This window comes from Bullifex porci (assembly GCF_009695635.1).
Classification (GTDB): Bacteria; Spirochaetota; Spirochaetia; order Sphaerochaetales; family Sphaerochaetaceae; genus Bullifex; species Bullifex porci.
Window position 1 is genome coordinate 90,924 of the sequence record NZ_VUNN01000006.1, and the last position, 6,000, is coordinate 96,923.

At 33.7% G+C, this 6,000-nt stretch carries 8 protein-coding genes; 5 read left to right on the forward strand and 3 right to left on the reverse strand.

The features are described 5' to 3' along the window. Window positions 1–4 precede the first annotated feature (4 nt). Window positions 5–727 carry a glycerophosphodiester phosphodiesterase gene (locus FYJ80_RS04950; protein WP_154425094.1) on the forward strand — a complete coding sequence of 241 codons (723 nt, stop codon included), beginning with the start codon at window positions 5–7 and terminating at the stop codon, window positions 725–727. Here the strand turns inward: FYJ80_RS04950 and FYJ80_RS04955 are convergent. Continuing rightward, window positions 714–1,496, reverse strand: coding sequence for a nitroreductase family protein (locus FYJ80_RS04955; RefSeq protein ID WP_154425095.1), 783 nt, complete (start codon window positions 1,494–1,496; stop codon window positions 714–716). The genes FYJ80_RS04950 and FYJ80_RS04955 overlap by 14 nt on opposite strands. A 139-nt stretch (window positions 1,497–1,635) precedes the next feature. Here FYJ80_RS04955 and FYJ80_RS04960 point away from each other — a divergent pair, with 139 nt between their 5' ends. From FYJ80_RS04960 to FYJ80_RS04975, 4 genes are read left to right on the forward strand one after another with little or no spacing between them, the layout of a single operon-like run. Next, window positions 1,636–2,028 carry a Fur family transcriptional regulator gene (locus tag FYJ80_RS04960; RefSeq protein ID WP_154425096.1) on the forward strand — a complete coding sequence of 131 codons (393 nt, stop codon included), beginning with the start codon at window positions 1,636–1,638 and terminating at the stop codon, window positions 2,026–2,028. Next, on the forward strand, window positions 2,025–2,945 hold the full coding sequence (locus FYJ80_RS04965) for a metal ABC transporter substrate-binding protein (protein WP_154425097.1): 921 nt from the start codon (window positions 2,025–2,027) through the stop codon (window positions 2,943–2,945). Before FYJ80_RS04960 ends, FYJ80_RS04965 begins: the two co-directional genes overlap by 4 nt. Next, the gene (locus FYJ80_RS04970) at window positions 2,942–3,646 is read left to right on the forward strand and encodes a metal ABC transporter ATP-binding protein (RefSeq protein WP_154425098.1); all 705 of its coding nucleotides are present in this window, start codon (window positions 2,942–2,944) and stop codon (window positions 3,644–3,646) included. The genes FYJ80_RS04965 and FYJ80_RS04970 overlap by 4 nt, the downstream gene beginning before the upstream one ends. Then, window positions 3,639–4,475, forward strand: coding sequence for a metal ABC transporter permease (locus FYJ80_RS04975; RefSeq protein WP_154425099.1), 837 nt, complete (start codon window positions 3,639–3,641; stop codon window positions 4,473–4,475). The genes FYJ80_RS04970 and FYJ80_RS04975 overlap by 8 nt, the downstream gene beginning before the upstream one ends. 25 nt (window positions 4,476–4,500) lie before the next feature. Here FYJ80_RS04975 and FYJ80_RS04980 read toward each other — a convergent pair whose 3' ends face one another. Together FYJ80_RS04980 and FYJ80_RS04985 are read right to left on the reverse strand one after the other, a co-directional pair. Continuing rightward, entirely contained in the window at window positions 4,501–4,953 is a 453-nt protein-coding gene (locus tag FYJ80_RS04980; protein ID WP_154425100.1) for a hypothetical protein, read from the reverse strand. Window positions 4,954–5,177: 224 nt separating this feature from the next. Then, window positions 5,178–6,000: transposase (locus tag FYJ80_RS04985; protein ID WP_206360969.1), on the reverse strand; the 823-nt coding region annotated here is incomplete at its 5' end.

A 6,000-nucleotide genomic window follows, 5' to 3' on the forward strand; every position in this document is an offset into this window, starting at 1 on the left:
AAAAATGAAAATTATTGCACATAGAGGCTTTTCAGGAGTTTATCCTGAAAATACAATGCTAGCTTTTAGAAAAGCAATAGAGATTGGTGCTGATGGAATTGAGTTAGATGTTCATCTTTCAAAGGATGGACAGGTTATGATTATTCATGATGAAGCACTTAAGAGAACAACAGGACTTGATGGTGTTGTTTCTGATTACACTAGAGCAGAGCTTGAGAAAATAAGTGCAGGAAAGACAAAGAATGATGAGTTTGGTTTTACACCAATACCTTCATTGGAAGAATATCTTGCATTTATGGCAGAGCATAAAGATAAGTTTACTAATATCGAGCTAAAGACTGCTCCTGTATATTATCCTGAAATAGAAGAGAAGACTCTTGAGCTTGTTAGAAAATTTGATCTAGAGAAGAATATAATATACTCATCCTTTAACTGGCTTTCTATTGAGAGGATTCAGCGCTTAGGTACAATTAGTGAAACAGGCTTGCTATTTTCTGGAATGAAGCTATATAACCAGGCTCACATTATTAAAGCTTTAGGAATTAATTACTTCCATCCTGATTTTAATGATTTAACAGATGAAATAGTTAAGTCCTACCTTGATAATAAAGTAGGACTTAATGTTTGGACAGTTAATGAGATAGAGGATATGAAGGTTTGCCTATCGTGGAATATTGATGGTCTTATCACCAATTTCCCTGATAGAGCTATCTCTATTGCTCGTTAATCCAACGATCGATAAAGGTTTTAGCGCTTCTATTCATTTCATCCATAAATGAGGATGTATACTTTCTGTTGTAGTAGTAATCAGCTACAGTGCCATTTTCAATTGGCATAAGCTTTTTACCTTCAAAATATGCTTGATGCTTTTTATACTCAGAGTATATATCCTCTTTTGTTAAATCCTTATAACCATTTTCCATGAATATTGCGGAAGCTGTATCAGGGCGAGGTGTAATTGCATCGCTTTTTTTCTCATTTAATGGATATCCCATAATTAGCATTGCTGCTGGAATTGCATGTGATGGAAGGCTTAAGAGCTTTTGTAATCTCTCATAGTTTTCTATGATATCACCGATAAAGCATGATCCTAAGCCTAAAGCCTCAGCAGCTATAACAGCATTTTGACTTGCTATAATTGCATCCTGCATACAAAGGTGCATGTCACCAAGTCCTGTAGCTCTTCTAGGCTTATTAAATTTTTCTTCAGAGGAAGAATAGGTAAAGTATTTTTCCCACTTATTATTATCAGCAAGAAAAACCCATACAATAGGTGCGTTTGCAATCATCTTCTGGTTATCACAAATCTCTGCTAGCTCTTCTTTAATTTTATTATCAGTTACTTCAATAATAGAATATAGCTCCATATTTCCTGCTGATGGCGCTCTTAGAGTTAGGTACTTTAATTGATCGAGGACTTCCTTTGAAACCTCTTCCTTCTTAAATGCTCTGCAGCTTTTTCTTTGTTCAATTAGGGTAATAGTTTCTGTGTTCATGCAAATACAATACCATAAAGATAAATATTTGTGTAAACATAAAAATGCTATCGAAGTATCTAAAAGATTGATATTAGAGATAATTTATCTATTATTAAAAGCTCTTTTTATCAAAATCTATGTTGACTAAATTATCAATTTGAGATTAATTCTCATATTGATGTATAACACTAAGCAAAAAACAACTCTAATTGAATATCTAAAAAAGCAAAATGAACCTCTAAGTGCAACAAATATTGCTTCAAATCTTACTCAAATAGGTAAGAGTACTGTCTTTAGGCTTTTAACTACACTTGAGAATGAAGGTGTTGTTCAAAGCTGTATAGAAAATAGAACAAAGCTTTATATTTTTAGAAATCAAAGGTGTCATAACCATATTCATGCTTCCTGCAGTAAATGTGGACGCTTTATTCACCTTGATGAAAATACCTCTAAGCAAATTGAAAAAGCGATGGAAGATAGCGGGCTTACTATCGATAGTGAAGAGGTAATTCACTGTATATGTGATAAATGTAGGGTAGGTATTAGGTGAAGAAAATTACTTTAGTTCTTTTATTTTTATTACTACTCTTCTCCTGCAGTAAAAAAGAGGTAATAGACGATAAGCTTATTATTACTGCTACTAATTTTCCTTGTTATGATGCTGCTAGAGCAGTATTTGGTGATAAGGCAGATATAAGGATGATTTTACCTTTCGGAGGTGAGAGTCATTCATATGAACCAACTAGTGATGATATTATTAGAATAATGTCATCTGACCTCTTTATCTTCACAGGTGGTGAGAGTGAGACCTACGTTGAGAAGATTCTTTCATCTTTAGATGATAGCGTTAATACATTTGCTCTAATTGATAATGTATCAATATTACTAATTGAATCTGAAGAGGGAATTATCCAAAGTGAAGAGGAAGAAGAGGAGGAGGTTTTTGATGAGCATGTTTGGACAAGCTTATCAAATGAGATTGAGATAATCTCAAATTTATATGAAGAAGCTATTTCTCTTGATCCTGCTAATTCAAGCTATTATAAAGCAAATGCAGAAGAATATATTGAAAGGTTATCTATCCTACGTGATAGCTTTCAAGAAATTATAAATAATTCAGAGCGTAAGACCTTAGTTGTAACAGATCGCTTCCCTTTAGCCTGCTTTGCTTATGAGTTTGGCTTAGACCATATAGCTGCATTCCCTGGCTGTGTGGCTGAAAGTGAGGCTAGTGCAAAAACTATAGCATCATTAATTGATTATGTAAAAGAGAATAATATTCCTGCTGTAATGCATATGGAGCTAGCAAATACATTGCTTTCAGAGGTTGTTAGCCAGGAAACAGGGTGCAAGATATTAGAGTTTAACTCATGCCATAACGTTTCCCGCAGAGAAGGGCTTGCAGGAGTAACATATATATCTTTAATGGAGAATAATCTTGATGTATTGAGGGAGGCTCTTAATTGAATACTTTAATTACTGGTAAAAATATAACACTTGGATATGAAGACCAAATTGTTGCAAGAAATATTGATTTTTCAGTTTCAGAAGGTGATTACCTTTGTATCCTTGGTGATAATGGAGCTGGAAAATCAACATTAGTAAAGGCAATATTAAATCTTCATGAGCCTCTTAGTGGAGAGCTTAAGTTTTCTTTTGATAGATCGAAGATTGGTTATTTACCACAACGCTCTCAAATTCAAAGAGATTTCCCTTCTTCTGTATATGAGGTTGTTTTATCTGGATGTGTAAACTCTTTGAAGGGAAGGTTCTTTTATAGTAAAGAGGATAAAAAGAGAGCCTATGAGAATATGGATAAGATGGATATCAAAAGGCTAGAAAAGCAACCATTTGCACTTCTTTCAGGTGGTCAGCAGCAAAGAGTTTTACTTGCTCGTGCTTTATGTGCAGCAAAGAAGGTATTACTACTAGATGAGCCTGTTGCAGGCTTAGATAGTCATACATCGTCTGAGCTATATAAGACCATCGACGATTTAAATAATGATGGAATGACTATTATTATGGTTACACATGATGTGCATCCCGCTATTAATAGTGCATCAACAATTTTACACCTTGGTAAAGCATTCTTCTTTGGAGCAAAGGATGATTATTTTAGTAGTAGTGTAGGTAAGAGATATTTAGAGGAGAGTGGTCACCATGATTGAGATGTTTTCATATTCATTTATGCAGAGAGCGATATTAGTTGGTCTATTAGTATCTCTTTGCTCATCACTTTTAGGAGTATCCTTAGTACTAAGACGCTTTTCAATGATTGGTGATGGTTTATCTCACGTAGGATTTGGAGCTCTTGCTATAGCAACTGTTTTTTCATTTTCTCCTTTGATATTTACAATACCAGTAGTTGTAATTGCTGCAATCCTAATATTGAGAATAAATGAAAAAAGTAAGATTGGAAGTGATAGTGCTATTGCACTTATATCCTCTTCCTCCCTTGCTATTGGCGTGATGATGATAAGCTATGTTAAAGGCACAAATACAGATATTAATAACTTTTTATTTGGGTCTTTATTAGCAGTTGGTAAGAATGATGCATACTTTTCTATAGCACTATCTCTAGTTGTTTTATTCTCTTATATCCTTTTATATCCAAGATTATATGCAGTTACCTTTGATCCTGTGTTTGCTCGCTCTGCATCAATAAAGGCCGATAGATATACAACGCTATTAGCTATTCTTTCAGCATTAACGATAGTACTTGGAATGAGGATGCTTGGCTCCCTGCTAATTAGTGCATTAATAATTTTTCCATGCTTAAGTGCTAAGAGAGTCTCCTCTACATATAAGGGAGTTACTATTTTATCTGCAGCTATTTCTCTTGCAGCATTTATGGTAGGCATTACTATAAGTTATCAACTAGGAACTCCTGTAGGTGCTTCTATTGTTATTATTCATTTATTGGTTTTCATTATTCTTTCTTTGTTTAGTTTTATTAAGGAGAATATTCAAAAGAAATTATTATTAAATGAGCAATAGCTTTTGGCTATTGCTCATTTAACTTTTAAATATTGTACCCTAGTGATTTTGCGATAGATAAGAACTCTTCTTTAGGTAAGCCGGAGTTTTCAAATGCATAGTCTAAGGTAATAGTGCCTTTATTAACAAAATCTAATAAAGCTTCAACTCTACCTTCGGCTTTACCTTCAGCTTTACCAGAATTAAATGATTTTTCGGCATTTCTTGCAACATACTCACGCATAGCTTCACAAACTTCGTCTTCACCAATTTCACTTGTCTTATAATACATAGTACACTCCTTAATTACATCGTCTTTCATTGTCTTATAATCACTTGATATAAGGCTTTGCATTAAATTGTCTAATTCTTTTCTGCCTTTATTCTTTGCATTTATATAAATTATACGGCTACCATCATCAAGTGACAACTTCGATTGGTCATCATATCTCTTAAATTCATATAACTGCTTTCCTTTATCAAAGATATCATCCTCCATTAAGAATATAACAATTTGGTCTTTTATTTTATTTGTCCTCAGTTGACAAGACCAAAATAAGAAAATATGTATAATCGTCAAACTTAAGTGAAAATCTTCTGGTTGAATTACAAAAATATTAGTCATGAAAAGATATAACGACACACCCTAAATATTAGGGTTGAAAAAAAGATAATACAGATGTAGTCTGAGTTTATATTTGGTAATTTAAACTCAGATGGGCATTATGCAAGTTCTATGAAGCTGCTTGTATCGATGCCCTCTAGTTTTTCTCTCTTTAGCTTCTTTTTAAGATTTGTATAATCACCAAATCCTGCATAGAGTTTCTTGCTTCTCTGTAGGCTCCAGCCTATTGAGAGAAGTTTATTTGCAACATGAATTGCTACCTTACTCTTTCTCTTTCCTCTATTAACTATTTTGTCCCATTCATCTTTCAGAATACAATTACTTTTCAAATGATCAAGAGCCCATGCACATTGCATGATATTTCTTCTTACTGGCATACAACCAAATGAGGAAGTACCACCCTGCCAATTGTGATCTCCAGACTGATCAATCCTAGGAACCAGCCCTACATAATTTCTCAGTTGCTTTGGAGTGTAAAATCTGCTGCCATCACCTATGTATGCAAGTATTGATGTACATGATATTAGTCCAACTCCAGGAAGTGATAACCATGGAATAGCTACTTCAGAATTAGCTAAAATGAAATTTCTCATGATATCTATATACTTCTCAATCTTTAGCTCTACCGATGTAATTAATTCTTCAACCATAGTTGCATCTAGACAAGCTAAGTCATCAAGTCTTTCTGCAATAATAAATACCCTTGATTCATTCTTTTCAAGATCAGATTTCTTTACTTCAGGTACTCCATTCATATTAAATATTGAGTGCAGCTTGTTTATTAGTTGTGTTCCTTGCTTCTTGGCAAAATTGTAGGAATTAACAATTTGTCTTATCTCTGATTCACACTTTGTTGGAATATTCATTAAGCAGATACTCTCTTCATGGGTATCTCTTATATAATGTGAAATCTTTACAGCA